This window comes from Roseospira navarrensis, assembly GCF_009601025.1.
GTDB classification, from domain to species: Bacteria; Pseudomonadota; Alphaproteobacteria; order Rhodospirillales; family Rhodospirillaceae; genus Rhodospira; species Rhodospira navarrensis.
The window spans coordinates 184,664-210,661 of record NZ_WIVE01000001.1; the positions used below are offsets into that span (position 1 = coordinate 184,664).

Below are 25,998 nucleotides of genomic sequence, written 5' to 3' on the forward strand. Positions count from 1 at the left end.
GAGGGACCACCGTTCGGCGGTGCGTCCCGGGGTCCGGCCAAGTGAACCATAATCTTGGGAGGACAAGATGACCCTGCGATCCGTGCCCCCGCTCCTGAAAGGCGCCGCTGGCGCTTTTGTGGGCGTCGCGATGATGGCCGCGCCGGCCCTGGCGGCGGACTACGAGTGGACGTTCCAGACCTCGGAAACGGCGGGCGAGCCGCAGTTCAAGATCAAGCAGCAGTGGGCCGAGACCATCAACACGATGTCCGACGGGCGCATCAAGATCGAGATCCTGCCGACCGGCGCCGTCGTGCCGCACAACCAGACCCTGGACGCCGTGGGCAGCGGCATTCTTCAGGGCCACCTGACCGACCCCAGCTACTTCTCGGGCCTGAACCCGGCGTTCTCCATGCTGGGCAACCTGGTGGGCGCCTGGGGCGACCCGCTGGAGTTCCTGGAGTACATGCAGTACGGCGGCGGCGAAGAGCTCTACAACGAGCTGGTCAACCCGTACAACGTGCACCTGATCGGCGCGGCGGCGACCGGCCTGGAGGCGTTCGTCTCCAAGAAGCCGATCCGCTCCGTCGAGGACCTGCAGGGCCTGAAGCTGCGCGCGCCCGAAGGCATGGTCTACGACATCTTCTCCAAGGCGGGCGCCACGCCGGTGAACCTGCCCGGCTCCGAGGTCTACACCGGCCTTGAGAAGGGCGTGATCGACGCCGCCGACTACACCGTGTTCTCGACCAACCACAGCCAGGGTCTGCACAGCTTCGCGCAGTACCCCAGCTATCCGGGTTTCCACTCGCTGCCCATGGTCGCCGTGTCCATGAACAAGGAGATCTGGGACGAGCTCCCGGACGACCTGAAGCAGATCATGGCAACCGCCACGGACGCCCTGGCCTATGACCTGGTGTTCAAGCTGAAGGCCCGTGACCTGGAGGCCGTCGCCGAGGCGCGCGCCGATCCGGAGATCGAGATCATCGACCTGCCGGCCGAGGAGCGGAAGAAGTTCCGCGCCATCGCCCAGCAGGAGTGGGCCAACTGGGCCGAGCGCAACGAACTGACCCAGAAGGTCTATGACTCGGTCGTGGACTTCCTGAAGACCCGCAACCTGCTCTGATCCTTACCCCCCGCTGATTGGGTCTCCGTCGGATGGTCGGTCCGGCGTGGTCTCGGGGGACGCCACCCGGACTCCCTCCCCTGGCAAGGGGAGGGCAGGGGAGGGGCAAGAGCGGCTGTCCGCACCGGCCGCCTTGCGTGCCGCTTCCGCCCCCTCCCGACCTCCCCCCTGCCGGGGGGAGGAGTTCGGTCGCGCCATCCGGACCGGACCCGGTCATCCCTCAGGGACATCCCCGGGGACAGGCTTGCCATGACGGCGGTCCCTCGCCGCCGAGCCCCCAGTCGTCGCCATGACGGTCCGGCGCAGGACCGCCCGGTCTCGCTCATTTTCTCGCCCCTGGAGGGGTCCGGTCATGACCGATCCGATCCGCCCGCCGTTTCCGCCCGAGCGCATTCCGACCACGCCCGAACCGGACCCCCGCAAGGCCGCCCAGGGCATCATCCGCACCCCGCTCGACCGCGCCATCGCCAAGGCCGCCAACGGCGTCGCCTGGCTGGTGTTCATCGCCATGACGATCAGCGTGTTCGAGGTCGTCATGCGCTATGTGTTCCATTCCCCCACCTCGTGGGTGCATGAGAGCACGGTCATGCTGATCGCCGCCCTGTTCGCGCTGGGCGGGCCGGTGGCGCTGGCCCGCGACAAGCACATCCGCGTGCGCGTGATCTATGACGCGGTGCCGCCGCACGTGCGGCGCTGGCTGGATGTGTTCAACAACGCCGTGATCCTGGTGTTCTGCATCGGCATGACCTATGCCGCGTGGCAACTGTTCTTCCGCGCCACCCACGATCCGAGCGGCGTCATCAGCCTGGAGCGCTCCGGCACGTCCTGGAATCCGCCGTTTCCGGCCTTCACCAAGGGCTTCATCCTGTTCGCCGTCGGCCTGATGGCGGTTCAGTCGGCCCTGCACCTGATCCAGAGCCTGCGCGGCCGCGTCGGCGCGCGTGATGGGGAGGAGCAGTGACATGGGCGGTCTCGGCATGAACGAAATGGGCATCGAGCTTGGCACCTACATCCTGGTGGGCAGCATCTTTCTTCTGCTGCTGACCGGGCTGCCGCTCGCCTTCACCACCGGCATGGTGGCGCTGGTCTTCACCTTCGGCTGGTTCGGACCGAACGCCCTGCCGCTGGTGACCAGCCGCGTCTTCGGCTTCATCACGGAATACTCTCTGGTGGCGGTGCCGATGTTCGTCTTCATGGCGTCGCTGCTGGACCGCTCCGGCATCGCCAAGGACTTGTTCAACGGCATGCGCGTGCTGGCCGGGCGGGTGCCCGGCGGGGTGGCCGTGCAGACGCTGGTGGTGGCCTTCTTCCTGGCCGCCATGTCCGGGATCATCGGCGGCGAGATCGTGCTGCTGGGCCTGCTGGCGCTGCCGCAGATGCTGCGCCTGGGCTACAACAAGCACCTGTCCATCGGCGTGGTCTGCGCCGGCGGCTCGCTGGGCACCATGATGCCGCCCTCGATCGTGCTCATCATCTACGGGCTGATCGCCAGCGTCTCCATCGCCGACCTGTTCACCGCCGCCATTACCCCGGCCGTGATCCTAATGCTGTGCTACATGGCCTATGTGCTGTCGCGCTGCTTCTGGGATCCGTCGATGGGACCGCCCATGCCGGAGGAAGAGGCGAACATGCCCTGGCGCGACAAGCTGCGGGAGATGCGCCACATCATCCTGCCGGCGATTGTCGCGTTCATGGTGCTGGGCTCGATCTACGGCGGCGTGGCCTCGGTCACCGAGGCGGCGGCCATGGGTGTGTCCGGCGTGCTGATCGGCATCATGATCCGGCGCGAATTCTCGCTGACGCTGATGCAGCAGGCCGTCACCCAGACCATCAACACCTGCGGCATGATCATCTGGATCGGCGTCGGCGCGGCCACGCTGGTGGGTGTGTACAACCTGATGGGCGGCAACCGCTTCGTCTCCGGCACCATCCTGGGCCTGGACATGGCGCCGGTGTTCATCCTGATGGTGATGATGCTGATCCTGCTGATCCTGGGCCTGTTCCTGGACTGGATCGGCATCGCCATGCTGTGCCTGCCGATCTTCGTGCCCATCGTTCAGCAGCTCGGCTATGACCCGATCTGGTTCGGCATCCTGTTCGCGGTGAACATGCAGGTCTCGTTCCTGTCGCCGCCGTTCGGACCCGCCGCCTTCTATCTGAAGGGTGTGGCGCCGCCGGATATCTCGCTCAGCGACATCTATCGCGCGGTGCTGCCGTTCATCGCGATTCAGATCGTCGTGCTCGCCCTTCTTCTGTTCCAGCCCAACGTCGCCATGTGGCTGGTCAACTAGGCCGTTTCATCATGCGCATCACCGCCCTGAAAACCTACCGTGTGCCGCCGCGCTGGCTGTTCCTGAAGGTGGAGACCGATGAGGGTCTCGCCGGCTGGGGCGAGCCCGTCATCGAGGGCCGCGCCGCCACCGTCGAGGCGGCCGTCCACGAACTGTCCGAGTACGTCGTGGGGCGCGATCCCCGCCGCATCGAGGACATCTGGCAGACCCTTTACCGCGGCGGCTTCTACCGGGGCGGGCCGATCCTGATGAGCGCGATCGCCGGCATCGACCAGGCGCTGTGGGACATCACCGGCAAGGCCCTGGGCGCGCCCGTCCATGCCCTGATGGGCGGGCGGGTCCGTGACAAGGTCCGCATGTATGCCTGGATCGGCGGCGATCGCCCGGCGGACGTGGGGCGGCAGGCCCGCGAGATCGTCGCCAAGGGCTTCACGGCGTTCAAGATGAACGGCACGCCCGAACTGGCCATCGTGGACAGTCATGCGCGCATCGACGAGGCCGTGGCCCGCGTGGCCGAGGCGCGCGAGGCCGTCGGGCGCGACGTGGGCATCGCCATCGACTTCCATGGGCGTGTGCATCGGCCCATGGCCAAGGTGCTGCTGCGCGAACTGGAGCCCTTCCACCCCCTGTTCGTCGAGGAGCCGGTGCTGCCGGAGAACCTGTCCATCCTGCCGGCGATCACCCAGGGGCTGGGCTATCCCATCGCCACCGGCGAGCGCCTGTTTCACCGCACCCAGGTCCGGCCGGTGCTGGAGTCCGGCGCCGTGGATATCATTCAACCCGACCTGTCGCACTGCGGCGGGCTGACGGAGGGCCGCAAGATCGCCACCCTGGCCGAGACCTACGACGTCGCCCTGGCGCCGCACTGTCCGCTGGGTCCCCTGACCCTGGCGGCCTCGCTGCAACTGGATGCGGTGTGCCACAACGCCTTCATCCAGGAGTTCAGCCTGGGGATTCACTACAACGTGAACTCGGACATTCTGGACTATCTGGTGGACCCGGCGCCGCTGACCGTGAGCGCCGACGGGTTCCTGGCCGTGCCCGAGGGGCCGGGCCTGGGGGTGGAGATCGACGAGGCCGTGGTGATCGAGCGCGCCAGGGAGGGCCACGCCTGGCGGAATCCCGTCTGGCGTCATGCGGACGGGAGTGTCGCGGAATGGTGACCGCCGCACGGGAGCGGTTCGACTCCGCGTTTGCCGCCATGCCGCTGGTCGCCATCCTGCGCGGCCTGACGCCCGGTGAGGCGGTGGCCGTGGGCGAAGCCCTGGTGGGCGCCGGGATCACGCTGATCGAGGTGCCGTTGAACTCGCCGGAGCCGTTCGACAGCATCGGTCGGTTGCTGGATGCCCTGCCGGCGTCGGTGGCTGTGGGTGCGGGCACGGTGATGACGCCCGGGGATGCGCTCCATCTCGGCGACATGGGCGCGCACCTGCTCGTGGCCCCGAACACGGATCCGGCGGTGCTGGATGCGGCGGCGGCGGCCGGGCTGGCGGCGCTGCCGGGCTGCCTGACCCCCAGCGAAGCCTTTCTGGCGCTGAAGCACGGGGCGGCGGGGCTGAAGATCTTTCCGGCCGGGCGTCTGGGGCCGGGCTACCTGACGGATCTGCGGGCGGTGGTGCCGCCGGGCACCCGTCTGTTGCCGGTGGGGGGCGTGGATGCCGACACCCTGGCGGCCTATCGCGCCGCCGGCGCCGATGGGGGTGGCTTCGGGTCGGCGATCTACACGCCGGGCCTGTCGCCCGATGCCGTCCACGCCCGCGCCCGCGCACTGGTGGACGCGTGGCGGGCGCTGGACGGCCCGGGGGCCTGAGACCAGGGGCACGAGGCCTGAGCCGTCAGGCCGGGCGCCCCAACAAAAAACAGGCGTCATCCTGACGGAGCGAAGCGACGGAAGGATCTCAGGCCGGGGCGTGCGTGGGCTGGCCCGGTGTCACCCGGCCTCCCGAGATCCTTCGCCGCGTTCAGCGGCTCAGGATGACGCGACTGAGGCGGCGAGAGTCCGATCCTCTCGTCGCTCATTTAAACTCGAGAGCATTTTGCGCGACATCCGGGTCACGATAAATGCTCTAGAATATTGTTATTGAAGCAAATCGTCGTCGCGATCTGTTCCAGATCGCTCGGGATTTGCTCTAATCCCCGACCACGTTGCGGACCTGGACCACCTCGTTGGCGATGGCCTCGCGCACCGTGGCGAGCGCGTGTTCCAGTTCGGCGATGCGCTCGCGCATGAACCGCATTTCCTCCACCTCGGCCTTGGTCGGCGGCACCGTGGCGGTGCCGGCGGCGAGGGATTCCGCCACGTAGCGGGCCCGCAGGTTGGCGACCCGCCGGGCCAGATCCAGCACCTCCATGGGCTCCACGTCGCCGACATACTTGGCGATGGCGTGGCGGGTCTGGTCCTCCAGCACGTGGGTCAGGTGGCGGTTGAACTGCTTGGTGGTGAGGCGGCCTTCGGGCAGACCCTCGATCTCGCGGGCGGCGTTGCCCCGGCCGTCGGCGGCCGCACCGGCGCGGCGGGTTTCCCGCAGGCGGGCGAGGTCGGGGAACTGGGTCACGGACATGATGGTGCCTCCACGGACAGTCGGACGTCGGGATCGGGCAATGCAACCCGCGTGCCTGTTTCCAAAGCGTTGAGTCGGCCGTGTTTTCGTCCCAGAAGCTACGGCGGCGGCAATTCCTGCCGGTCCCGGACAGCCGGGGGCGGCGGGGCCTGCCGGGTGAGCCGCCCGGGGGCGCAGGGCAACGGGCTCAGGGTCACGCGATCGCTCCCGCAGGTCCTTGCGGCGGAACGGAGACCCACGCTCGAGATCCTTCAGCCGCTTCGCGGCTTCAGGAAGACATCCTATCGTTTTTGTTTGTCATCCCGAGTGAGCGAAGCGAGACGAGGGATCTCGAGAGGCCTGCTCAGGCGGCGCGGAACAGGCCGTCATATTAACCTGAGCCCGTTGCCCCGGCCCTGCGGCGGCGGCCCCTTGCCGCACCGGGCGCGGCTGCGCATACTCCACCGCTCGCGTCGGTCTTGCCGGCTGCGTGCCCGCCGTCACCAGAGTGGTTCCGCCATGACGTCCCCTGAACTCTCTGCCGAGCTCTCCGCCGCCGGCGCGCGCGTGCGCACGGTCCTGATCGCCGGATGCCTGATCTCGCTGGTCGGGTTCGGCGCGCGCTCCGTGCTGGGCCTGTTTCTGGAGCCCATGACCGGCGATCTGGGCTGGAGCCGCGAGACCTTCGCCTTCGCGCTCGCCGTGCAGAACCTGATGTGGGGCCTGTGCGTGCCGGTGGCGGGGATGCTGGCGGACCGCTTCGGGGCGGCGCGGGTGATCGCGTTCGGCGCGCTGCTGTACGCGGGCGGGATCGCCGGCATGGCCTTGTCCGCCACGCCCTGGATGCTGCACCTGAGCGCCGGCCTGGTGACGGGGCTGGGGGTGGCGTTCACCGCCTTCTCGCTGGCGCTGGCGGCCATGGCCCGCGTGGTGGGACCGGAGCGCCGCTCGATGGCGCTGGGGCTGGGGACGGCGGCGGGTTCGCTGGGGCAGGTGGTGTTCTCGCCGCTGGGGCAAGGGTTCATTCTGGCGTTCGGGTGGCAGACGGCGCTGCTGCTGCTGGCGGGATGCACGCTGGCGCTGCTGCCGCTGGCGTTCGTGCTGCCGCGCACGCCGGTCGCCGCCGGAGGACATCCCGGCGACGACCCGGCCCAGACGCTGCGCGCGGCCCTGGGCGAGGCCGGCCGGCACCGGGGCTATGTGCTGCTGACCACGGGATTCTTCGTCTGCGGCTTCCACGTGGCGTTCATCACGGTGCACTTCCCGGCCTATGTGAAGGACCTGGGGCTGGGTGGCTCGGTCGGCGCGATGGCGCTGGCGCTGATCGGGCTGTTCAACATCGTGGGGTCGTTCGGGTCCGGCCTGTACGGCCAGACGCACAGCAAAAAGACCGGACTGGCGACCATCTACGGCCTGCGCGCGCTGGTCATCCTGGGCCTGCTGCTGGCGCCCAAGACGCCGCTGGTGATCGGGCTGTTCGCCGCCGCCATGGGCCTGCTGTGGCTGTCCACGGTGCCGCTGACCACGGGCATCGTGGGGCAGGTGTTCGGGTTGCGCTACATGAACACGCTGTTCGGGATCGTGTTCCTGAGCCACCAGCTCGGCAGCTTTTCCGGCGTCTGGCTGGGCGGCGTGCTTTACGACGCCTTCGGCACCTACGACCCCGTATGGTGGGCGGGTGTGGGTCTGAGCGTGCTGGCGATGCTGCTGCACCTGCCCATCGACGAACGCCCGTTGCGACGGCGCCCCTCGGCCGCCCCCGCGTGAGGGCGGCCCCCATCGGCGCGCGGCGACCCGCTCTCCGCTGCCCTGCCGTCCGGACAGCCGGTCCGGATCAATGCACCCGATGGGGCTCCATGTCGTGCTGCCGTGTCGCGGCGAAGGCCAGGTCGCAGGACGGGGCCATGCCGATCTGGCGGCCGTTGGCGGCGTGGATGGACCAGCCGGTCTCGTTGTCCTCGGTCTCCACGGCCCGGATGTAGGCGATGTGGTTCAGCCCGAGCTGCGCGAAGTCGCGCGGGCTCATGTCGCCCACCATGTGGCCGCTCTCGATCTGGGCGAGCATGTCGTCCGTCTCCGGGGTGTCGGCCTCGGCGGGGGGAAGGCTATTCCGGGTCATGGCCAGTCTCCTTCAGGGCAAGGCGGGAACGGGTCTGGGCCGTCTTTTGCTTTTGCGGGCGCCGCGTCGGCGGCTCCGGATCGGCGGCGCCCTCGTCCACATCGATGGTGGCGGAAGCCGCCGGGGCCGCGCGGGTGCCGGCCCGGTCGCCCTCGCCCTGGATGGGCACGCGCCGGACGCGCGGTTCCGGCATCGGGCGGTCCAGATCGATGTGCAGCAGGCCGGTTTCCAGCCGCGCGCCCAGGATCTCCATGCCTTCGGCGAGGACGAACGCCCGCTGGAACTGGCGCGCCGCGATGCCGCGGTGCAGGAACACCCGCTCCCCGTCGTCCGGGGACTGGCGGCCGCGCACGACAAGCTGGTTGTCCTCGACCGACACCGACAGGTCGTCCTCGGAAAAGCCGGCCACGGCGAGCGTCACGCGCAGGCGCGTCTCGCTGAGCTGCTCGATGTTGTAGGGCGGATAGCCCTCCGGCTGCGATTTCTGCACGCGGTCCAGCAGGCGTTCGAAATGGTCGAACCCCACCAGCAGCGGGCTGTTGAACCCGGTCACGCGGGTCATGGGTGCTCCTCCTCCCCGGTCACGAGCGAGTGGATCGGGGGACCCGGCAGGCCGGCGTCCGCTCCGCACAGGGCTGCGCCGGGGTCCGGCCCATGGCGGCGCCGGACATCTCGCAACCCCTCTTCTTATTTCGGTCGGGTCGCGGGGTCCGTCAAGTCGCGATCATCGCCGCCCCGGGCCAGCCAGGCTTCGAAGCGGCGGCGGCGCAGGGCCTTGGTGTTGGCGTCCCAGTCGCTGTCCACCGCCAGCGCGGCGCCGATGCGGTGGGGCGCGGTCGGCAGGTGCTGGGCCATGGGGACGCCGGTGTCGGGATGCAGGCCGATGCGGTCCAGCGCCGAGCGTCGCGCCGGGCCGTAGGGAATCCGCGCCCCCAGCGCCGCCAGCCGGTCCGGGTGGGTGGCGAAGCGGATGAAGGCTCGCGCCGCGTCGGGCGCGTCGCTGCCGGCGGGGATGGCCCAGACGTCGCGGTTCAGCAACTGGCCGTCCCAGAGCGTGACGATCGGCAGGTCGCCCGCCACCCGGGCGTCGAAAAAGCGGCCGTTGTAGCCCGAGGCCATGGCGACGGCCCCGGACGCCAGCAGCCGCACGGGCTCCTCGCCGCCCTGCCACCAGACGATGTGATCGCGGATGGTGTCCAGCTTGCGCAGGGCGAGCCGGAGGCCCCGGTCGGTGGACAGCAGGTCGTAGACCTGGGCGCGCGGCACCCCTTCGGCCATCAGCGCCCATTCCAGCAGGGCGTCCGGCTCGCGGCGGAAGGCGCGCGTGCCGGGGAAGGTCTCGATGTCGAAGACGTCGGCGATGGTGCGGGGCTTGCGACCCGGAAAGGCGCGGTCGTCATAGGCGACGACGGTCGAGAACGTCAGGTGCGCCAGCCCGCAGCGCCCGAACGAGCCCGGCAGGAAATCGGCGGCGGCGGGCGTGCCGTCGGGCGCGGGGGCGGCCAGGGCGTGGGTGTCGAGGGGCTGCAGCAGGCCGGCCGCGCAGGCGGTGGCGGCATCGGCGTCGATCATGTCGATCACGTCCCAGCCCTCGGCCTCGGGCGTGCTCAGGATGGCCACGCCGCCGTCGTGGCGGGCGGTCTCCACCGGGATGCCGGTCGCGGCGGTGAAGGGATCGAACAGGGCGGCGCGCTGGGCCTGGGCATAGACCCCGCCCCAGGTGGCGACGGTGAGCGTCGGCGCGGCCTCGTCCGCCGCCCGTGCGGGACCGGCGGGGCCGGCGAGGCCGGCGAGGCCGGCCATCGTCAGAAGGGCCGCCAGCGCGGCCGATGTCCATCTAGGCGCCCGCATTCTCCTCCCGCCTCAGGTCGTGCACGGTGTCCAGGTATGCGCCGATGACGGCCGCCTCGGTGACCATGCCCGCCAGCCGCCCGTCGTGGTCCACCACGGGGGCGGCGTCGCCGACGAAGCCGTCGAGGGCGGCCATGGCCTCCCACACCGAGGTGTCCGGGGCCAGCACCACGGCGCCCCGCCGGGCCAGCGCGCCGGCCTTGGCGTCCTCGCGGTCGCGGGCGTCCTGGGCGCGCAGCAGGCCGAGGAAGCGCCCATCCTCGCCGATCACCGGGGCCTCGGCCCGGCCGGCGGCGGCCAGCCGGTCGAGCACGGCCCCGACCCGCTCGTCCGCCGCGGCGCGCGGCATGTCCGTATGGATCAGACGGGCGACCGGCACGGCGTCCAGCAGCGCCCGGTCCCGGCCGGCCGACAGGTCCACGCCCTTGCGCGCCAGTTGCACGTCGAACAGAGACCGCCCGAGAAGCTGATAGCTGACCAGATTGGAGAACACCACGGCGACCATGGCGGCGATGGTCAGGTCGTAGCTGTGGGTCAGCTCGAACACGATCAGGATGGTGGTCAGGGGCGCGCCGATCACCGGGCTGGTCAGGGCCATCATGCCGCAGATGGCATAGACCACGAGACCCGAGTTGGGCACGCCCAGCAGCCCGTCGAAGCCCGTCCACAAGAGCGCGCCGAACAGGATGCCGATCAGCAGGGCGGGACTGAACACGCCGCCGGCGAAGCCCCAGCCCAGGCACAGGGCGGTCAGGGCGATCTTGGCGGCGATCAGCAGCGCCAGTTCCCAGGGGGCGAAGGCGCCCTCGATGGTGGCGAACCGCAGAGCCTCCGTGCCGATGCCCAGCACGTCCGGCAGCGCCAGCGCGACCGCGCCGACGGCGAGTCCGGCCAGCGCGGGGCGCAGCACGGCCGGCAGGCGCAGGCGGGCGGCCAGGGCGGGCGCGGCCAGCAGCAGGCGCATGAAGCCGACGGCCAGCAGGGCCGACAGCACGCCGACCAGCGCGAACAGGGGGAACTCGTAGCCGTGGGCGACGCCGTCGAAGGCGACCAGGAACAGGGCGGGCCGGTCGAACACCACGTTCGCGACCACGAATCCGGTGGCCGCCGCCACGGTGGTGGGGGCGAAGGCCTGGATCGAGTAGTGCCGCAGGATGACCTCGTGTGCGAACACCAGCCCGGCGATGGGCGCGTTGAAGGCGGTGGCGATCGCGGCGGCCACGCCGCAGCCGATGGCGATGGTCCGCAGGTTGCGCACGGGCGTTCGCACGCGCGCGGCCAGGGCGCCGAACAGGGTGCCCAGATAGACCATCGGGCCGTACTGCCCGACCGAGGCCCCGCAGCCCAGCGACAGCGCCGCCGCCAGCGAGGACACCACCCCGCTCCGGACGGACGGCAGGGCCCCCCGGGTCTGCACGGCCCGGATGGCGTCCGGCGGGCCCAGCGGCCGGCCCTCGATCGCCCCGTGTCGCAGCAGAAGGCCCACGAGCAGTCCGCCCAGGGTGGGCACCAGAACGGTGGCCGCCGCGACCAGGGCCGCGCGGTCCTCCACCTGCACCCGGGCGCGCGGCGAGACCAGCAGGGCGTCGTTCAGCCAGGCCACGGCGTCCACGAAGGCGATGGCCCCAAGCGCCGTGATCCCCCCGACGGCGACCGCCACACCGCTCAGCACGGCCATGCGGACGAGGGGGCTGGTCACGCGGTCGTCGGGTCGGGGAGGTGCGGGGGGCATCGCGCTCGGCCTGGCCGCTGTCTGGACGGGGCGAGCCTCCACCTTACGCGACCGGGCCGTGTTCCGCCAACCGCGCGGCCGGGCGCGTTGACGGGGTGGCGCCGTTATGATGTCGTAACGGTCACGGACAAGAGGGGAACGGACGGGGCCCTGTGCGATCCCCGTCGACACTCAACAGGACAGGGAGCGGGGTCATGGCGATGCGATACTATGTGCGGCTGGTTGGGTTCTCCTTTGTCGCGCAAGGGCAACTCGGGGGGCTTGTGGTGGATCCGGGCACCACGTTCCGGTTCGGGGGCCGGACCTACGACGCGGAGCACCCGTACCACTTGGCCTCTCTCGATGCCGCCATGCCGCGGATCGCCAATGCGATAACGACGGACTGGATTTCCATCCCGACCGCGTCCGAACCGCACTTCCGCAACCTCGAGGGTTACCGGGCCGAGATCAAGATTCACGGCTGGATCGTCGGTCGGGGAGAGGCGCGGGTCGAGATCAACCTGTGGAACCGGACCGGGGCCAGCGTGGGCGGCTTTTCGCGCAACGCCACCTGCTACGGCGGCAACATCGGCAATCTGGGCATCGAGTGCAGCCTGGTGAAGGGCCGCACGCGGGAAGAGGTGGTCCGGCGCGCCTTCCGCGACCAGTTCCGGCGTGATCCCGGCTACTCCCGATAGGGGCGGCGATCCGGAGCGTCCGGCGGTCGGACGCCCCTTGATCGCGCCCGCGCGGCGACCACATGGCAACAGCGGCCGGTCCGGCAGGGGGGTCGTTGCCGGCCCGCATCAACCATGCGTTTCGTGCATGCCGGGCATGACCGCTTGACTTGGCCGGAGGTGTTGACTACACCACTGCGGTTTTCCGGGATCCCGAGATGGGCGCCCGCCCCCTCCTCACGGTTCGTGGAGCCTCGCGGCATGGAAGAACTGCTCCGGGAGTACCTCCCCATCCTGGTCTTTCTCGGCATTGCCGCGGTGGTGGCCGCGGGTGCGCTCGCCGGATCGTTGATCCTCGCCCCCCAGCGGCCCGATCCCGAGAAGGATTCGGCCTACGAGTGCGGGTTCGAGGCGTTCGACGATGCCCGTGCGAAATTCCAGGTGCGGTTCTATCTGGTCGCCATCCTGTTCATCATCTTTGACCTTGAGGTCGCCTTCCTGTTTCCGTGGGCGCTCAGCCTGGGCAATATCGGTGTGTTCGGGTTCTGGTCCATGATGGTGTTCCTGGCCGTCCTCACCATCGGGTTCGTTTACGAATGGAAGAAAGGGGCACTGGAATGGGAATGAGCGAGGGAACGCCCGTCGTCACCAACACCCAGCCGCTGCCGCCGGGGCAGGAACAGGACGCCCTGCTCAAGGCGCTGGGGCAGGAGATCGACGACAAGGGATTCGTGCTGGCCAGTGTGGACAAGCTGGTCAACTGGGCCCGCACCGGGTCGCTGTGGCCGATGACCTTCGGTCTGGCCTGCTGCGCGCTGGAAATGATCCACTGCGCCTGCGCCCGCTATGACCTGGACCGCTTCGGGGTGGTGTTCCGCCCCAGCCCGCGCCAGTCCGACGTGATGCTGGTCGCGGGCACGCTGACCAACAAGATGGCGCCCGCGCTGCGCAAGGTCTATGACCAGATGTCGGAGCCGCGCTGGGTGATCTCGATGGGGTCGTGCGCCAACGGCGGCGGCTACTATCACTACTCCTATTCCGTGGTGCGCGGCTGCGACCGCATCGTCCCGGTGGACATCTACGTACCGGGTTGCCCGCCCACGGCGGAGGCGCTGCTGTACGGCATCCTCCAGCTTCAGAAGAAGATCAACCGCACCGGGTCCCTGCTGCGGTAAAGGGTTGGGGGGCGGAGTTCGGCCCGCCCCCACCCGGGACCGCCGACCGGCGAGCCGTCGCGCCGGTCAGCGGCGGGGCCCACGCGCGCCGTCGGTTCAACACGGGGTATGTGGCATGGCGTTGACCACCGAACAGATCGAGGCCCTTCAGGACCTGGGGCACCACGTCGCCGCGGCGCTGTCCGATCAGGTGCGCGAGACGCATCTGTCCAAGGACGAACTTGTGGTCTCGATCAACCGCCAGGATGTGGTGCGCGTGCTCACCTTCCTGCGCGATGATCCCAACTGCCTGTTCGTGCAGCTTGTGGACGTGTGCGGGGTGGACTGGCCGGAACGGGACGAGCGCTTCGAGGTGGTCTACAACCTGCTCAGTCTGAAGCATAACCAGCGCGTCCGCGTGCGCCTGACCGCGAGCGAGGACACGCCCGTGCCCTCGGTGGTGGAGGTGTTCAAGACCGCCAACTGGTTCGAGCGTGAGGTCTGGGACATGTACGGCGTGTTCTTCTCCGGGCACCCGGACCTGCGCCGCATCCTGACCGACTACGGCTTCGAGGGGCACCCGCTGCGCAAGGACTTCCCGCTGACCGGGACGGTGGAGCTGCGCTACGACGACGAGCAGGCGCGCTGCGTCTACGAGCCCGTGCGGCTGACGCAGGACTTCCGCAATTTCGATTTCATGAGCCCCTGGGAAGGGGCGCTGGACCCCAACGTGGCGGCGACCGCCCGGGCGCTGCCCGGCGACGAGAAGGCGAGCGGCTGACGGACCAGGGCACGAGCAGGGCACGAGGCAGGCAGCACGATGGCGCAGACCGAGATCAAGAGCTACAACCTCAACTTCGGACCCCAGCATCCGGCGGCGCACGGGGTGCTGCGTCTGATCCTGGAGCTGTCCGGCGAGGTGGTGGACCGCGCCGATCCCCATATCGGGCTGCTGCACCGCGGCACCGAAAAGCTGATCGAGTACAAGACCTATATCCAGGCGATGCCGTACTTCGATCGCCTGGACTACGCCTGCCCGCTGAACATGGAGCACGCCTACGTGCTCGCGGTGGAAAAGCTGCTGGGCACCGAGGTGCCGCCGCGCGGCAAGTACATCCGCACGCTGTTCTCGGAGGTCACGCGCATCATCAATCACATCATGAACACCACGTCGTTCGCGCTCGATCTGGGCGCCATGACGCCCATGCTGTGGGGCTGGGAAGAGCGCGAGCACCTGCTGGAGTACTGCGAGCGGGCGTCGGGCGCCCGCATGCACATGGCGTACTTCCGCCCCGGCGGCGTGGCCAAGGACGTGCCCGACGGTCTGCTGGACGACATCTACGCCTGGTGCGACCGCTTCGAGAAATTCATGGTGGACATGGAGTCGCTGCTGGACGGCAACCGCATCTTCCGCCAGCGCACCGTGGACATCGGCATCGTCTCGCAGGAGGACGCGCTCAACTGGGGCTTCACCGGCCCGGTGCTGCGCGCCACCGGCATCCCGTGGGACCTGCGCAAGGCCCAGCCGTACGATGCGTTCGAGGACATGGACTTCGACGTGCCCGTGGGCAAGACCGGCGACTGCTACGCCCGCTACCTCGTGCGCATGGAGGAGATGCGCCAGTCCATGCGCATCGTCCGCCAGTGCATCGAGAAGATGCCGGACGGCCCGGTCAAGGTGGACGACAACAAGATCTCGCCGCCGTCGCGGCCGGAGATGAAGCGCTCCATGGAAGCGCTCATCCATCACTTCAAGCTCTACACCGAGGGCTTCAAGGTGCCGCCCGGCGAGACCTATACCGCCGTCGAGGCCGCCACCGGCGAGTTCGGCGTCTATCTGGTGTCGGACGGCACCAACCGGCCCTACCGCTGCAAGATCCGCTCGCCGGGGTATGTCCACCTTCAGGGGCTGGATCTGCTGTCCAAGGGGCACATGCTGGCCGACATGCCCGCCAATATCGGCTCCATTGACGTTGTTTTTGGCGAGATTGACCGATGAGTGCCGTGAAGACCTCCCCCGCCCGCGACGACGCGCCCTTCGCCTTCAGCGAGGAGTCCCTGGCCGAGGCCCGGCGCATCCTGGCCAAGTACCCGGAAAACCGCGCGCGCAGCGCCATTCTGCCGCTGCTCGATCTGGCCCAGCGCCAGCACGGCTGGGTGTCCCAGAGCGTGGTCGAGGCCGTGGCCGAGATCACCGGCGCCGCGCCGATCCGGGTGTGGGAGGTGGCGACCTTCTACACCATGTACAACAAGGCCCCGATCGGCCGGCACCACGTGGAGATCTGCACGAACCTGCCGTGCTGGCTGCGCGGGTCGGACGAGATCCTGCGCGCCGCCCGCGACGTGTTCGGCGTCGGCTTCGGCCAGACCAGCGAGGACGGCGCGGCCACGGTGTCCTCGGCCGAGTGCCTGGGGGCCTGTGTCAACGCGCCGATGGTCCAGATCGGCGACGACTATTACGAAGACCTGGATTACGACAGCGCGCACGCGCTGTTCACGGCGATCAAGGAGGGCCAGCCGGTCAAGGCGGGGTCGCAGATCGGGCGCCAGTGCTCGGCGCCGGAGGGCGGCCCGACCACCCTGACCACCGATCCCGGCACGGCCGAAGGCGGCCGCTGGATCGCCCCCGACAGTCCCGCCGCGGGCGGCTCCGCCCCCGGGACCGCTTAGGAAAGAGCGCGCCATGCTGCTGAGCGACAAGGACCGCATCTTCACGAACCTCTATGGCCACCACGATTGGCGCCTGAAGGGCGCCCGTGCGCGCGGCGACTGGGACGGCACCAAGGCCATCCTGGCCATGGGGCATGACTGGATCGTGGATCAGGTCAAGGCTTCCGGCCTGCGCGGCCGGGGCGGGGCGGGCTTTCCCACCGGCCTGAAGTGGTCGTTCATGCCCAAGGCCGTGGGCGAGCGGCCGCACTACCTGGTCGTCAACGCCGACGAGGGCGAGCCCGGCACCTGCAAGGACCGGGACATGATGCGCAACGATCCGCACAAGCTGATCGAGGGCTGCCTGATCGCAGGCTTCGCCATGCGCGCCCATGTGGCCTACATCTACGTGCGCGGCGAGTTCTACCGCGAGGCCGAGCGCCTGGACGCGGCCATCGCCGAGGCCGAGGAGGCCGGCCTGCTGGGCGATGACGCCTGCGGTTCCGGCTGGCCGTTCCGGGTCTATGTCCACAAGGGGGCCGGGGCCTACATCTGCGGCGAGGAAACCGCGCTCATCCAGTCGCTGGAGGGCAAGAAGGGTCAGCCGCGCCTGAAGCCGCCGTTCCCGGCCGGCGTCGGCCTGTACGGCTGTCCGACCACGGTGAACAACGTGGAGAGCATCGCGGTCGTGCCCACCGTCCTGCGGCGCGGCGCCTCGTGGTTCTCCGGCATCGGGCGCGAGAACAACACCGGCACCAAGGTGTTCTGCATCTCCGGCCACGTGAACAAGCCGTGCAACGTGGAAGAGGCCATGAGCATTCCGCTGCGCACGCTGATCGAGAAGCATGCCGGCGGCGTGCGCGGCGGCTGGGACAACCTGCTGGCGGTGATCCCCGGCGGGGCCTCAGTGCCGCTGCTGCCCAAGGACATCTGCGACGATGTGCTGATGGACTTCGACGCCCTGAAGGAGGCGAAGTCGGGCCTGGGCACCGCCGCCGTCATGGTCATGGACAAGTCCGCCGACGTGGTGGCGTCCATCGCGCGGCTGTCGCAGTTCTACATGCACGAAAGCTGCGGGCAGTGTACGCCGTGCCGCGAGGGCGCGGGCTGGATGTCCCGGGTCATGGACCGCATGGTGACCGGCGACGCCAACCCGGAAGAGATCGACATTCTGGAGCAGGTGACGCGGCAGGTGGAGGGGCATACCATCTGCGCCCTGGGCGATGCGGCCGCCTGGCCGATCCAGGGCCTGATCCGGCACTTCCGGCCCGAGCTGGAACGCCGCATCGCGGCGCGGCGCGGCCAGTCGGGCAAGGGTGCCGCGGCGGCGGCGGAATGAACGGGTTCAGGCGGGTAGAGCGGACGGAAAGGGTGCATCCATGCCCAAGTTGACCATTGACGGCATCGAGGTCGAAGCCGAACCCGGGATGACCATCCTGCAGGCGGCCGACCAGGTGGGCATCGAGATCCCGCGCTTCTGCTATCACGAGCGCCTCTCGATCGCCGGCAACTGCCGCATGTGTCTGGTCGAGGTCAAGCCCGGGCCGCCCAAGCCGGCGGCCTCGTGTGCGCTGCCGGTGGCCGAGGGCATGCAGGTCTGGACCCAGTCCGATCTCGCCGTGAAGGCCCGCAAGGGCGTGATGGAATTCCTGCTCATCAACCACCCGCTGGACTGCCCGATCTGCGACCAGGGCGGCGAGTGCGACCTGCAGGACCAGGCCATGGCCTTCGGCGGCGATCGCTCGCGTTTCCACGAGCACAAGCGCGCCGTGACCGAGAAGCACCTGGGGCCGCTGGTCAAGACGGCCATGACCCGCTGCATCCACTGCACCCGCTGCGTGCGGTTCATCACCGAGATCGCGGGCATCCAGGAACTGGGCATGATCGGCCGTGGGGAGGATGCGGAAATCACCTCCTACGTGGAAATGGCCCTGACCAGCGAGCTTTCGGGCAACATCGTGGACCTGTGCCCGGTGGGGGCGCTGACCAGCGCGCCCTATGCCTTCCACGCCCGACCGTGGGAACTGCGCAAGGTCGAGAGCATCGACGTGTTCGATGCCGTCGGCTCGGCGATCCGGGTGGATGTGCGCGGCAACGCGGTCATGCGCGTGCTGCCGCGCCTGAACGAGGACATCAACGAGGAATGGCTGGCCGACAAGTCCCGCCACGCCATCGACGGGTTGCGCTACCAGCGGCTCGACCGCCCCTATGTGCGTGAGGACGGCAAGCTTCGTCCGGCCTCGTGGGAGGAGGCGCTGCGCACCGTGGCCGGCCGCCTGTTGGCCACCGACGCGGACAAGGTGGCGGCCCTGGCCGGCGACATGGCCGATGCCGAGGCCATGATGCTGCTGAAGGACCTGATGGGCGTGATCGGCAGCCCGCACATGGACTGCCGCCAGGATGGCGCCGCGCTGGACCCGACGGACCGCGCCAGCTACCTGTTCAACCCGACCATCCCGGGCATCGAGGACGCGGACGCGCTGCTGATCGTGGGGTCCGATCCGCGCTGGGAAGCGCCGATCCTCAACGCCCGCATCCGCAAGCGCTATCTGATGGGCAACTTCCCCATCGCCACCATCGGGCCGCGCACGGATCTGACCTACCCGGTCGAGGATCTGGGCAACAACCCCGAGGTGCTGGATGATCTGGCGCGCGGCCGTCATCCGTTCTGGCGCATCCTGGACGACGCCGAGCGGCCGCTGATCCTGGTCGGCATGGGGGCGCTGTCCCGCCCGGACGGGCGCGAGGTGATGGCCAGCGCGCGGCGGCTGGCCGAGCGCGTGGGGGCCATGCGCGAGGACTGGAACGGCCTCGGCGTGCTGCACACGGCGGCGGGCCGCGTGGGCGGCCTGGAGGTGGGCTTCGTGCCCGGTCACGGCGGCCGCGATACGGCCGGCATCCTGGAGGGCGCCGAGCGCGGCGACCTCCAGGTGGTCTACCTGATGGGCGCCGACGAGATCGACACGGCCCGCCTGGGCGAGGCCTTCGTGATCTACCAGGGCCACCACGGCGACGCCGGCGCCAACCGGGCGGACGTGATCCTGCCCGGCGCGGCCTACACCGAAAAGCACGCCACCTACGTCAACACCGAGGGGCGCATGCAGCGCACCTGGCTGGCGGTGCATCCCCCGGGCGAGGCGCGCGAGGACTGGAAGATCGTCCGGGCGCTGTCGTCGGCCATGGGCAAGCCTCTGTCCCAGAACACGCTGGACGATGTGCGCGCCCGTCTGGCGGACGTCTCGCCCACCTTCGCCGACGCCAACGAGGGCGCGGTGATCCCGGCCGCGCCCACCCGGGGCGGCTCGGGCGGCGGCGCGGGCCGGCTGGATCGCACGCCGTTCACCTCGCCGGTGGGGAACTACTACCGGACCGATCCCATCAGCCGGGCATCCCGCACCATGGCGGAATGCACGGACGTCTACATCAACCGCACCGGCAGCGGTGACAGCAAGCGGACGGGGACCGATGGCTGAGTTGTGGAGCGGCACCCTGTGGCCGCTGATCATCATCGTCGCGCAGATCCTTCTGATCGTGCTGCCCCTGCTGGGCGCGGTGGCGTACCTGACCTATGCGGAACGCAAGGTCATCGGCGCCATGCAGATGCGCCGGGGGCCGAACGTGGTCGGGCCGTTCGGGCTGTTCCAGCCCATCGCCGACGGCGTCAAGCTGATGCTGAAGGAAACGATCATCCCCACCGGCGCCGACCGGCCGGTGTTCATCCTGGCGCCGATGCTGACGTTCATCCTGGCGCTGATCGGCTGGGCGGTGATCCCGTTCGACTCCGGCTGGGTGCTGGCCGACATCAACGTGGGCGTGCTGTACCTGCTGGCCATCTCCGGCCTGGGCGTCTACGGCATCATCATGGCCGGCTGGGCGTCGAATTCGCGCTACGCCCTGTTGGGCGGGCTGCGGTCGGCGGCGCAGATGGTGTCGTACGAGATCAGCATGGGGCTCATCATCATCTCGGTGCTGGTGACGGCGGGCACGCTGAACCTGTCGGAGATCGTCGAGGCCCAGGGCAACGGGATGTGGTACTTCATCCCGCACTTCCCGATGTTCGTGATCTTCATCGTCTCCATCCTGGCGGAGACCAACCGCGCGCCGTTCGACCTGCCGGAGGCCGAGGCCGAGCTGGTGTCGGGCTACAACGTGGAATACTCCGCCATGACCTTCGCCCTGTTCTTCCTGGGCGAGTACGCGAACATGATCCTGATGTCCGCGATCGCGGTGGTGCTGTTCCTGGGCGGCTGGCTGCCGCCGGTGGATGTCGCGCCGTTCACCTGGATCCCGGGCATCATCTGGTTCGCGCTGAAGATCTGCCTGATCCTGTTCATCTTCCTGTGGGCGCGGGCGACCTTCCCGCGCTACCGCTACGACCAGTTGATGCGGCTGGGCTGGAAGGTGTTCCTGCCGGTGTCGCTGGTCTGGGTGGTGCTGACCGCCGGCGTGCTGATGGCGTTCGATGCCCTGCCGGCCTGAGGGGGACCCCATGATCTCCACACGGGAGCGTGACCATGTCGTTCATTGACCGGACCGCCCGCGGGTTCCTGCTGGCCGAACTGGTGTCGGGCCTGGCCCTGACGCTGCGATACATGTTCAAGCCGAAGTATACGATCAACTATCCCCACGAGAAGGGATACCTGAGCCCCCGCTTCCGCGGCGAGCATGCCCTGCGCCGCTATCCGAACGGCGAGGAACGCTGCATCGCCTGCAAGCTGTGCGAGGCCATCTGCCCGGCCCAGGCCATCACCATCGAGGCCGAGGAGCGCAGCGACGGCAGCCGGCGGACCACGCGCTACGACATCGACATGACCAAGTGCATCTACTGCGGCTTCTGCGAGGAGGCCTGCCCGGTGGATGCCATCGTCGAGGGGCCGAACTTCGAATTCGCCACCGAGACCCGCGAGGAACTGCTGTACGACAAGGACAAGCTGCTGGCCAACGGCGACCGCTGGGAGCCGGAGCTGGCCGCCCGTCTGGAGCTGGATGCGCCGTATCGCTGAGCGAAACCGCAGTCGCCCGGTCGGGGTTCTGGACCTGGGCGGCGGAACCGACTAGACAAGAGTGCCTCTTCGGGGGCCCAAAAGGCCGGACCGGGGCCAACCCGGCCGGGACCACGCGAAGGAACAGGGACGTCCGGATGACCACGCCGACGCCAAAGCCGACGCCGTACACCAGACGCGGCCGCGCCGGGCCGCACCACGGGGGGGCCGCATGATCCATGCCCTGACGTTCTATCTGTTCGCGACCGTGGGCGTGGTCGCGGCGCTCATGGTCGTGACCAGCCGCAACCCGGTGCACAGCGTGCTCTGGCTGATCCTGGCGTTCTTCAACGGGGCCGGGCTGTTCGTGCTGATGGGGGCCGAATTCCTGGCCATGCTGGTCGTGGTCGTCTACGTCGGCGCCGTGGCGGTGCTGTTCCTGTTCGTCGTCATGATGCTCGACATCAACATGATCGGGCTGCGCGAGGGGCTGTTGCGCTACCTGCCCATCGGGGCGGCCATCGCCATCGTGTTGGCGGTCGAGGTGATCGCGCTGTTCATGGACTGGACCATGGCGCCGGAGGCCATGAGCCTGCGCGCCGCGCCCGTTCCGGACATCGCCGAGGTCACCAACACCGAGGCGCTGGGGAACCTGATCTACACCCGCTATGTCTATCTGTTCCAGATCGCCGGCCTGATCCTGTTCGTCGCCATGGTCGGCGCGATCGTGCTCACGCTGCGCGTCAACCCGCAGGTCCGCCGCCAGTCCATCGCCACCCAGATCAGCCGTCCGAAGAGCGAGATTCTGGCGGTCGAGAAGGTGCGCAGCCGGGGGGGCATCTGACATGTGGGAGATCGGACTGGCGCATTACCTGACGGTCTCGGCGATTCTGTTCGCCATCGGGGTGTTCGGGATTTTCGCCAACAAGAAGAACGTCGTCATCATCATGATGTCGATCGAACTCATGCTGCTGGCCGTGACCATCAACATGGTCGCGTTCTCGACCGCGCTCCAGGACCTCGTGGGACAGATCTTCACGCTGTTCATCCTGACTGTCGCCGCCGCCGAGGCGGGCATCGGGCTGGCCATCGTGGTCGTGTTCTTCCGCAATCGCGGGTCCATCGAGGTCGAGGACATCAACAGCCTGAAGGGGTAAGGGCGCACCATGTACGTCGCAGCCATCTTCCTGCCGCTCCTGGGTGCCGTCCTGGTCGGGCTGTTCGGCCGCCGCTTCGGGGATACCCTGTCGCAGTTCGTCACCTGCCTGCTGATGGGCCTCAGCGCCGTGCTGTCGGTGCCCATCTTCATGGAGGTGGCGCTGGCCGGCAACGCCCAGACGGTGCCGTTGCTCGCCTTCATCAACTCCGGCGATCTGGTCGTGGACTGGGCGCTGAAGTTCGACACCCTGTCGGCCGTCATGGTGCTGACGGTGTCGTGGGTGTCGTTCCTGGTGCATGTGTACTCCATCGGCTACATGCACCATGACCCGGGCATCCCGCGCTTCATGGCCTATCTGTCGCTGTTCACCTTCTTCATGTTCATGCTGGTGACGGCCGACAACCTGGTGCAGATGTTCTTCGGCTGGGAGGGCGTCGGCCTCGCCTCCTACCTGCTGATCGGGTTCTGGTACGATCGCCAGAGCGCCAACGCCGCCGCCATCAAGGCCTTCGTGGTCAACCGGGTGGGCGACTTCGGCTTCGCGCTGGGCATCTTCGGCTGCTTCATGCTGTTCGGAACCATCAACCTGGACCAGATGTTCTCGGCGGCCCCCCAGATGGCGGACGCCTCCGTGACCCTGTTCGGGGTGGAGTGGCACGCGCTGACCATCATCTGCGTGCTGCTGTTCATCGGCGCCATGGGCAAGTCGGCGCAGCTCGGCCTGCACACCTGGCTGCCGGACGCCATGGAGGGCCCGACCCCGGTCTCCGCGCTGATCCACGCCGCGACCATGGTGACCGCCGGTGTGTTCATGGTGGCGCGCATGTCGCCGCTGTTCGAGTACGCCCCGGCGGCCCTGGCCGTCGTCGTGGTGGTGGGCGCCGCGACCGCCTTCTTCGCGGCCACCGTCGGCTGCACCCAGACCGACATCAAGCGGGTGATCGCCTATTCCACCTGCTCGCAGCTCGGCTACATGTTCTTCGCGCTGGGCGTGGGCGCCTATCAGGCGGCCATCTTCCACCTGATGACCCACGCCTTCTTCAAGGCGCTGCTGTTCCTTTCGGCCGGCTCGGTGATCCACGCCATGTCGGACGAGCAGGACATGCGCAACATGGGCGGGCTGTGGAAGCACATCCCCGTGACCTACGTCATGATGTGGATCGGGTCGCTGGCCCTGGCGGGCGTGCCGGTGTTCGCGGGCTACTACTCCAAGGACATGATCCTGGAATCCGCCTTCGCGGCCGGGACCGGGCTGGGCACGCTGGCCTTCGTGCTGGGTATCCTGGCGGCGGCCATGACCGCGTTCTACTCCTGGCGCCTGCTGTTCATGACGTTCCACGGCAAGCCGCGCGCCAACGAGACCGTCATGGCCCACGTGCATGAAAGCCCGGTGGTCATGACCGCGCCGCTGGCCGCGCTGGCGGTGGGCGCGGTGTTCTCGGGCATGGTGGCGTACGACCACTTCGTGGGCGACAAGCACCCGACGTTCTGGGGCGACTCCATCGCCTACAACGTGGCCGGATCGGCGATCGCGGGCGAGGCGCACGGCGAGGATGCCGCGCAGGCGACCCACGAGGCCGCCATGGGGGATGCTGATGCCGAGGCCGACACCCACGCGGCCGAGAGCGCCGCGGCGGACGACGCGCACGGCGGCGGCCATGGCGATGTCGCGGGGCAGGGTGTCCTGGAGCGCGCCCATCATGTCCCGCTCATCATCAAGCTGCTGCCGCTGATCGTGACGGCCGCCGGCATCGCGCTGGCCTGGGTGTTCTACATCCGCACCCCGGCCTATCCGGCGGCGCTGGCGGCGCGGTTCCCGGCCGTGTACCGCTTCGTGCTGAACAAGTGGTACTTCGACGAGCTTTACGACGCCGTGTTCGTGCGGCCCGCCTTCCGCCTCGGCCGCGTGCTGTGGAAGGGCGGCGACGGCGCCCTGATCGACGGCCTGGGGCCGGACGGCATGGCGGCGGTCTCGCGGGCGGTCGCGGCCCGGCTCAAGCAGTTCCAGTCCGGCTACGTGTACCACTACGCCTTCCTGATGATTATCGGGGTGGTGGTGTTCGTCTCCTGGCGTCTGGTGCAGGCGTGACGGCGGCGGCGGACTGGTTCAAGGACTCATTGACGCGCGGGGGGCGCCGGAACCGGCCGTCCCGCGCGGGTAGGGGGCCGAACGGCCCGGGAAAGGTCTAGGCGGCGATGATCGAAGACATCTCCCTTCTCAGTATCATCACCTTCCTGCCGTTGTTCGGCGCCGCATGCATTCTGCTGCTGGTGCGGGGCACCGAGCCGGAGGTGGCCGCCAACAGCCGCTGGGTGGCGTTGTGGACCTCGGCGGTGACGTTCCTGCTGTCCCTGGGGGTGTGGATCGGCTTCGACCCGGCGCGCGCCGACTTCCAGTTCGTCGAAAAGGTCGAATGGCTGCCCGGTCACGGGATCGGCTATCACATGGGCGTGGACGGCATTTCGCTGTTCTTCGTGCTGCTGTCCACCTTCCTGACGCCGATCTGCATCCTGGCGAGCTGGGAGGCGATCAAGACCCGTGTGCGCGAATACATGGTGGCCTTCCTGGTCCTGGAGACCATGATGGTCGGCATGTTCTGCGCCCTGGACTATGTGCTGTTCTATGTGTTCTTCGAGGGCGTGCTGATCCCCATGTTCCTCATCATCGGGATCTGGGGTGGGCCGCGCCGCATTTACGCCGCCTTCAAGTTCTTTCTGTACACCCTGCTGGGGTCGGTGCTGATGCTGGTGGCCCTGCTGGCCATGTACCTGCACGCCGGCACCACGGACATTCCGACCCTGATGACCACCGGCTTCCCGGCCGCGATGCAGACCTGGCTGTTCCTGGCGCTGCTGGCCAGCTTCGCGGTCAAGGTGCCGATGTGGCCCGTCCACACCTGGCTGCCGGACGCCCACGTGGAGGCCCCGACGGCGGGCTCGGTCATCCTGGCCGGTGTGCTCCTGAAGATGGGAGCCTATGGCTTCCTGCGGTTTTCCGTGCCCATGCTGCCGGAGGCGACGGCCGAGTTCGCCGGCCTGATCTTCGTCCTGTCCATCGTGGCCGTGATCTATACCTCTCTGGTCGCGCTGGCGCAGGAGGACATGAAGAAGCTGATCGCCTATTCCTCCGTGGCCCACATGGGCTTCGTGACCGCCGGCATCTTCGCCATGACCCAGCAGGCGGTGGAGGGCGCGATCTACCAGATGCTGAGCCACGGCATCGTCTCGGGCGCGCTGTTCCTGTGCGTGGGTGTGATCTACGACCGGCTGCACACGCGCGAGATCGCGCGCTACGGCGGGTTGGCGCACAACATGCCCAAATATGCGCTGGTGTTCATGCTGTTCATGATGGCCTCGGTGGGCCTGCCCGGGACCAGCGGGTTCGTGGGCGAGTTCATGGTCATGCTGGGCGTGTTCCAGGTCAGTAGCTGGGTGGCCCTGTTCATCGCCACCGGCGTGATCCTGGGCGCGGTCTACATGCTGTTCCTGTACCGCCGCGTCGTCTTCGGCAAGCTGGAGAAGGCCGACGTCAAGGCCATGATGGACCTGAGCCCGCGCGAGATCGCCATCTTCGCCCCGCTGGTCGTGCTGGTGCTGTGGATGGGCATCTATCCGTCCACGTTCCTGGGCCCCATGCACGCCAGCGTGGACAACCTCATCACCACCTACGATGCCGCCCTGCAGGCGGCGGACGGGGTTTCGGTGGCGACACGCTGAGGCGGCGGACCCAGGCCCCTGTCCCCGAGGCCCCCATTGGATAGGC

The 25,998-nt window shown here is 68.7% G+C and carries 25 protein-coding genes; 20 read left to right on the top strand and 5 right to left on the bottom strand.

Annotation, left to right across the window (positions count from 1 at the left end):
• The first annotated feature begins 67 nt into the window (after positions 1 to 67).
• The 5 genes from GHC57_RS00870 (at position 68) to GHC57_RS00890 (ending at position 5,203) form a co-directional block, all read left to right on the top strand.
• Positions 68 to 1,102: a TRAP transporter substrate-binding protein gene (locus GHC57_RS00870; protein ID WP_153340126.1), complete on the top strand. Its 1,035-nt coding sequence runs from the start codon at positions 68 to 70 to the stop codon at positions 1,100 to 1,102.
• Between the two features lie 352 nt (positions 1,103 to 1,454).
• Positions 1,455 to 2,063: a TRAP transporter small permease subunit gene (locus tag GHC57_RS00875; protein WP_153340128.1), complete on the top strand. Its 609-nt coding sequence runs from the start codon at positions 1,455 to 1,457 to the stop codon at positions 2,061 to 2,063.
• Position 2,064: 1 nt separating this feature from the next.
• On the top strand, positions 2,065 to 3,393 hold the full coding sequence (locus tag GHC57_RS00880) for a TRAP transporter large permease (protein ID WP_211369088.1): 1,329 nt from the start codon (positions 2,065 to 2,067) through the stop codon (positions 3,391 to 3,393).
• An 11-nt stretch (positions 3,394 to 3,404) separates the two neighbouring features.
• Complete coding sequence (dgoD, locus tag GHC57_RS00885; RefSeq protein WP_153340130.1) at positions 3,405 to 4,556, top strand: galactonate dehydratase; 1,152 nt, start codon at positions 3,405 to 3,407, stop codon at positions 4,554 to 4,556.
• On the top strand, positions 4,550 to 5,203 hold the full coding sequence (locus GHC57_RS00890; protein ID WP_153340132.1) for a 2-dehydro-3-deoxy-6-phosphogalactonate aldolase: 654 nt from the start codon (positions 4,550 to 4,552) through the stop codon (positions 5,201 to 5,203). Before dgoD ends, GHC57_RS00890 begins: the two co-directional genes overlap by 7 nt.
• A gap of 319 nt (positions 5,204 to 5,522) precedes the next feature.
• Here the strand turns inward: GHC57_RS00890 and GHC57_RS00895 are convergent, their stop codons facing one another.
• A complete protein-coding gene (locus GHC57_RS00895; protein ID WP_153340134.1) occupies positions 5,523 to 5,954 on the bottom strand; it encodes a hypothetical protein in 432 nt (143 codons plus the stop codon).
• Positions 5,955 to 6,452: 498 nt separating this feature from the next.
• Between GHC57_RS00895 and GHC57_RS00900 the strand changes: the two genes are divergently transcribed.
• Positions 6,453 to 7,700 (top strand): MFS transporter, encoded by a 1,248-nt coding sequence (locus GHC57_RS00900; protein WP_153340137.1) that lies wholly within the window; start codon positions 6,453 to 6,455, stop codon positions 7,698 to 7,700.
• A 67-nt stretch (positions 7,701 to 7,767) separates the two neighbouring features.
• On the opposite strand, the gene GHC57_RS00905 is transcribed toward GHC57_RS00900, so the two are convergent.
• The 4 genes from GHC57_RS00905 to GHC57_RS00920 all read right to left on the bottom strand — a co-directional run bounded on the left by GHC57_RS00905 (position 7,768) and on the right by GHC57_RS00920 (position 11,602).
• Entirely contained in the window at positions 7,768 to 8,052 is a 285-nt protein-coding gene (locus GHC57_RS00905; RefSeq protein ID WP_246152037.1) for a DUF1150 family protein, read from the bottom strand.
• Positions 8,039 to 8,614, bottom strand: a complete 576-nt coding sequence (locus GHC57_RS00910; RefSeq protein ID WP_153340139.1) for an Hsp20 family protein — start codon at positions 8,612 to 8,614, stop codon at positions 8,039 to 8,041. Before GHC57_RS00910 ends, GHC57_RS00905 begins: the two co-directional genes overlap by 14 nt.
• Before the next feature lie 125 nt (positions 8,615 to 8,739).
• Entirely contained in the window at positions 8,740 to 9,903 is a 1,164-nt protein-coding gene (locus tag GHC57_RS00915; RefSeq protein WP_153340141.1) for an extracellular solute-binding protein, read from the bottom strand.
• Positions 9,890 to 11,602: a chloride channel protein gene (locus GHC57_RS00920; protein WP_211369089.1), complete on the bottom strand. Its 1,713-nt coding sequence runs from the start codon at positions 11,600 to 11,602 to the stop codon at positions 9,890 to 9,892. The genes GHC57_RS00915 and GHC57_RS00920 overlap by 14 nt, the downstream gene beginning before the upstream one ends.
• Positions 11,603 to 11,829: 227 nt before the next feature.
• Here GHC57_RS00920 and GHC57_RS00925 point away from each other — a divergent pair, with 227 nt between their 5' ends.
• The 14 genes from GHC57_RS00925 to GHC57_RS00990 all read left to right on the top strand — a co-directional run bounded on the left by GHC57_RS00925 (position 11,830) and on the right by GHC57_RS00990 (position 25,952).
• Entirely contained in the window at positions 11,830 to 12,312 is a 483-nt protein-coding gene (locus GHC57_RS00925) for a hypothetical protein (RefSeq protein ID WP_153340143.1), read from the top strand.
• A gap of 240 nt (positions 12,313 to 12,552) precedes the next feature.
• Positions 12,553 to 12,918, top strand: coding sequence for an NADH-quinone oxidoreductase subunit A (locus GHC57_RS00930; RefSeq protein WP_153340145.1), 366 nt, complete (start codon positions 12,553 to 12,555; stop codon positions 12,916 to 12,918).
• Complete coding sequence (locus GHC57_RS00935; RefSeq protein ID WP_211369090.1) at positions 12,909 to 13,466, top strand: NuoB/complex I 20 kDa subunit family protein; 558 nt, start codon at positions 12,909 to 12,911, stop codon at positions 13,464 to 13,466. Before GHC57_RS00930 ends, GHC57_RS00935 begins: the two co-directional genes overlap by 10 nt.
• Positions 13,467 to 13,581: 115 nt before the next feature.
• Complete coding sequence (locus tag GHC57_RS00940; protein ID WP_153340150.1) at positions 13,582 to 14,226, top strand: NADH-quinone oxidoreductase subunit C; 645 nt, start codon at positions 13,582 to 13,584, stop codon at positions 14,224 to 14,226.
• Between the two features lie 39 nt (positions 14,227 to 14,265).
• Positions 14,266 to 15,444, top strand: coding sequence for an NADH-quinone oxidoreductase subunit D (locus GHC57_RS00945; protein ID WP_153340152.1), 1,179 nt, complete (start codon positions 14,266 to 14,268; stop codon positions 15,442 to 15,444).
• Positions 15,441 to 16,115, top strand: a complete 675-nt coding sequence (nuoE, locus tag GHC57_RS00950) for an NADH-quinone oxidoreductase subunit NuoE (RefSeq protein WP_153340154.1) — start codon at positions 15,441 to 15,443, stop codon at positions 16,113 to 16,115. The genes GHC57_RS00945 and nuoE overlap by 4 nt, the downstream gene beginning before the upstream one ends.
• Positions 16,116 to 16,131: 16 nt before the next feature.
• Positions 16,132 to 17,433 (top strand): NADH-quinone oxidoreductase subunit NuoF, encoded by a 1,302-nt coding sequence (gene nuoF / locus GHC57_RS00955; RefSeq protein ID WP_153340320.1) that lies wholly within the window; start codon positions 16,132 to 16,134, stop codon positions 17,431 to 17,433.
• A gap of 40 nt (positions 17,434 to 17,473) precedes the next feature.
• The gene (gene nuoG / locus GHC57_RS00960) at positions 17,474 to 19,567 is read left to right on the top strand and encodes an NADH-quinone oxidoreductase subunit NuoG (protein WP_153340156.1); all 2,094 of its coding nucleotides are present in this window, start codon (positions 17,474 to 17,476) and stop codon (positions 19,565 to 19,567) included.
• On the top strand, positions 19,560 to 20,573 hold the full coding sequence (gene nuoH / locus GHC57_RS00965; RefSeq protein WP_153340158.1) for an NADH-quinone oxidoreductase subunit NuoH: 1,014 nt from the start codon (positions 19,560 to 19,562) through the stop codon (positions 20,571 to 20,573). The genes nuoG and nuoH overlap by 8 nt, the downstream gene beginning before the upstream one ends.
• Before the next feature lie 35 nt (positions 20,574 to 20,608).
• On the top strand, positions 20,609 to 21,097 hold the full coding sequence (gene nuoI / locus GHC57_RS00970) for an NADH-quinone oxidoreductase subunit NuoI (protein ID WP_153340160.1): 489 nt from the start codon (positions 20,609 to 20,611) through the stop codon (positions 21,095 to 21,097).
• 211 nt (positions 21,098 to 21,308) lie between these two features.
• The gene (locus tag GHC57_RS00975) at positions 21,309 to 21,920 is read left to right on the top strand and encodes an NADH-quinone oxidoreductase subunit J (RefSeq protein WP_153340162.1); all 612 of its coding nucleotides are present in this window, start codon (positions 21,309 to 21,311) and stop codon (positions 21,918 to 21,920) included.
• Position 21,921: 1 nt separating this feature from the next.
• Positions 21,922 to 22,233: an NADH-quinone oxidoreductase subunit NuoK gene (gene nuoK, locus GHC57_RS00980; protein ID WP_153340164.1), complete on the top strand. Its 312-nt coding sequence runs from the start codon at positions 21,922 to 21,924 to the stop codon at positions 22,231 to 22,233.
• A gap of 9 nt (positions 22,234 to 22,242) precedes the next feature.
• The gene (gene nuoL / locus GHC57_RS00985; RefSeq protein ID WP_153340166.1) at positions 22,243 to 24,324 is read left to right on the top strand and encodes an NADH-quinone oxidoreductase subunit L; all 2,082 of its coding nucleotides are present in this window, start codon (positions 22,243 to 22,245) and stop codon (positions 24,322 to 24,324) included.
• A 107-nt stretch (positions 24,325 to 24,431) separates the two neighbouring features.
• Positions 24,432 to 25,952, top strand: a complete 1,521-nt coding sequence (locus tag GHC57_RS00990) for an NADH-quinone oxidoreductase subunit M (RefSeq protein ID WP_153340168.1) — start codon at positions 24,432 to 24,434, stop codon at positions 25,950 to 25,952.
• Positions 25,953 to 25,998 lie beyond the last annotated feature (46 nt).

Coding starts and splice junctions, on each gene's coding strand:
- GHC57_RS00945 (WP_153340152.1), top strand. CDS start 14,266: ATGGCGCAGACCGAGATCAAGAGCTACAACCTCAACTTCGGACCCCAG.
- dgoD (WP_153340130.1), top strand. CDS start 3,405: ATGCGCATCACCGCCCTGAAAACCTACCGTGTGCCGCCGCGCTGGCTG.
- GHC57_RS00875 (WP_153340128.1), top strand. CDS start 1,455: ATGACCGATCCGATCCGCCCGCCGTTTCCGCCCGAGCGCATTCCGACC.
- GHC57_RS00940 (WP_153340150.1), top strand. CDS start 13,582: ATGGCGTTGACCACCGAACAGATCGAGGCCCTTCAGGACCTGGGGCAC.
- nuoK (WP_153340164.1), top strand. CDS start 21,922: ATGTGGGAGATCGGACTGGCGCATTACCTGACGGTCTCGGCGATTCTG.
- GHC57_RS00990 (WP_153340168.1), top strand. CDS start 24,432: ATGATCGAAGACATCTCCCTTCTCAGTATCATCACCTTCCTGCCGTTG.
- GHC57_RS00975 (WP_153340162.1), top strand. CDS start 21,309: ATGATCCATGCCCTGACGTTCTATCTGTTCGCGACCGTGGGCGTGGTC.
- nuoI (WP_153340160.1), top strand. CDS start 20,609: ATGTCGTTCATTGACCGGACCGCCCGCGGGTTCCTGCTGGCCGAACTG.
- GHC57_RS00895 (WP_153340134.1), bottom strand. CDS start 5,954: ATGTCCGTGACCCAGTTCCCCGACCTCGCCCGCCTGCGGGAAACCCGC.
- nuoE (WP_153340154.1), top strand. CDS start 15,441: ATGAGTGCCGTGAAGACCTCCCCCGCCCGCGACGACGCGCCCTTCGCC.
- GHC57_RS00910 (WP_153340139.1), bottom strand. CDS start 8,614: ATGACCCGCGTGACCGGGTTCAACAGCCCGCTGCTGGTGGGGTTCGAC.
- GHC57_RS00925 (WP_153340143.1), top strand. CDS start 11,830: ATGGCGATGCGATACTATGTGCGGCTGGTTGGGTTCTCCTTTGTCGCG.
- GHC57_RS00880 (WP_211369088.1), top strand. CDS start 2,065: ATGGGCGGTCTCGGCATGAACGAAATGGGCATCGAGCTTGGCACCTAC.
- GHC57_RS00935 (WP_211369090.1), top strand. CDS start 12,909: ATGGGAATGAGCGAGGGAACGCCCGTCGTCACCAACACCCAGCCGCTG.
- GHC57_RS00930 (WP_153340145.1), top strand. CDS start 12,553: ATGGAAGAACTGCTCCGGGAGTACCTCCCCATCCTGGTCTTTCTCGGC.
- GHC57_RS00870 (WP_153340126.1), top strand. CDS start 68: ATGACCCTGCGATCCGTGCCCCCGCTCCTGAAAGGCGCCGCTGGCGCT.
- nuoL (WP_153340166.1), top strand. CDS start 22,243: ATGTACGTCGCAGCCATCTTCCTGCCGCTCCTGGGTGCCGTCCTGGTC.
- GHC57_RS00915 (WP_153340141.1), bottom strand. CDS start 9,903: ATGCGGGCGCCTAGATGGACATCGGCCGCGCTGGCGGCCCTTCTGACG.
- GHC57_RS00905 (WP_246152037.1), bottom strand. CDS start 8,052: ATGACCCGGAATAGCCTTCCCCCCGCCGAGGCCGACACCCCGGAGACG.
- GHC57_RS00890 (WP_153340132.1), top strand. CDS start 4,550: ATGGTGACCGCCGCACGGGAGCGGTTCGACTCCGCGTTTGCCGCCATG.
- nuoG (WP_153340156.1), top strand. CDS start 17,474: ATGCCCAAGTTGACCATTGACGGCATCGAGGTCGAAGCCGAACCCGGG.
- GHC57_RS00900 (WP_153340137.1), top strand. CDS start 6,453: ATGACGTCCCCTGAACTCTCTGCCGAGCTCTCCGCCGCCGGCGCGCGC.
- nuoH (WP_153340158.1), top strand. CDS start 19,560: ATGGCTGAGTTGTGGAGCGGCACCCTGTGGCCGCTGATCATCATCGTC.